2 protein-coding genes and 1 pseudogene are annotated in these 1,153 nt (G+C 62.4%); 2 read left to right on the top strand and 1 reads right to left on the bottom strand.

What is annotated here, in order from left to right; genetic code table 11:
- The first annotated feature begins 152 nt into the window (after positions 1–152).
- Together AB0I18_RS52130 and AB0I18_RS52125 are read left to right on the top strand one after the other, a co-directional pair.
- On the top strand, positions 153–650 hold the full coding sequence (locus AB0I18_RS52130) for an IS3 family transposase (RefSeq protein WP_363112906.1): 498 nt from the start codon (positions 153–155) through the stop codon (positions 648–650).
- Complete coding sequence (locus tag AB0I18_RS52125) at positions 548–1,015, top strand: IS3 family transposase (RefSeq protein WP_363112907.1); 468 nt, start codon at positions 548–550, stop codon at positions 1,013–1,015. The genes AB0I18_RS52130 and AB0I18_RS52125 overlap by 103 nt, the downstream gene beginning before the upstream one ends.
- A 43-nt stretch (positions 1,016–1,058) precedes the next feature.
- On the opposite strand, the pseudogene AB0I18_RS52120 reads toward AB0I18_RS52125, so the two are convergent.
- Positions 1,059–1,153 (bottom strand): annotated as a pseudogene (locus tag AB0I18_RS52120) (transposase); the annotation flags it as partial.

Genomic DNA, 1,153 nt, shown 5'->3' with positions numbered 1-1,153 from the left:
TCTGGTGACCAGGACAATAGGAGCCCGGTGACGGGAGACTGTCACGCCGGGATCTGTGGGAGCCCGGGGGTGAAATTCCCCCGGGCCACCCGACCCGCAGCGTACTTCGTGAAGGATCCCCGGTAGCAAGCAAGTACGAGTTCATCGACGAGATGCGGCTCGACACCGAGAAGTACGCATACAGCGTCGAGTTTATGTGCGGCCGACTCGGCGTCTCCAGATCCGGCTACTACGACTGGCGATCCCGCCCGGAATCCGCGACAGCTCAGCGGCGCGAAGAACTGAAAGTGCTCATTGAGAAATCCTTCGACATGTCCGACAGCACCTACGGACACCGGCGAATCCAGGCCCAGCTGCACCGCTGGGGCGTCGCCGCAGGCGTGGAGTTGGTCCGCCGCCTCATGCGCGAACTGGGCCTGGTGCCCTGCCTGCCACGGCCGAAGAGGTTCAACCTCACTCAGGTTGCGGCCGGCCAGGTGCCGGACCTCGTCGGCCGCGACTTCACCGCGGATGCGCCCGGCGAGAAGCTCGTCGGTGACATTACCATATCGCGACCGGGGAAGGCTGGCTGTACCTCGCAACGGTCATCGACTGCTGCACGAAGGAAGTCATCGGTTACGCGATGGACGACCACTACCAAACCCCACTGATATCCAGGGCGATCCGTAACGCGGCACGGAACAGGAACCTCTCGGCCGACGCGATATTTCACTCGGATCGCGGAAGTAACTACATGTCAGTCGAGTTCGGGAGGACGCTGGACCGGTTCGGGCTCCGCAGATCTGCTGGCCGCACCGGGATCTGTTTCGACAACGCCATGGCCGAATCATTCTTCGGCGCCCTGAAGAACGAGCGCGTATCAAGGGTGACTTACCTGACCCGCGAGGCCGCCCGGCAGGACATCACTCGATACATCGAATTCTGGTACAATCGCAAACGCCTCCACTCGGCGGCGGGTTACCGCCCTCCGTGCGAAGTCCACGCCGAGTACGAGAAGTTGCGAATCGCCGCGTGAAATAAACGGTCAGAAGCCTGTCAGGAAAACGCGAGGCCCCTCACTTCAGCTCGGTGAACACATGCAGCCAATACTTCGCACCCTCGCCGCCGTCACCGGCCCAGATCCCCAGGATGTCCCGGGTCCCTTCGGTGGTCA

The sequence above is a fragment of the Streptomyces sp. NPDC050704 genome (assembly GCF_040654355.1).
GTDB lineage: Bacteria > Actinomycetota > Actinomycetes > Streptomycetales > Streptomycetaceae > Streptomyces.
This window is presented reverse-complemented; position numbering and strand designations above follow the sequence as displayed.

What these genes read in the sequence shown, in the direction of transcription:
- AB0I18_RS52130 (WP_363112906.1), top strand. Translation starts at nt 153, where the DNA reads ATGCGGCTCGACACCGAGAAGTACGCATACAGCGTCGAGTTTATGTGC.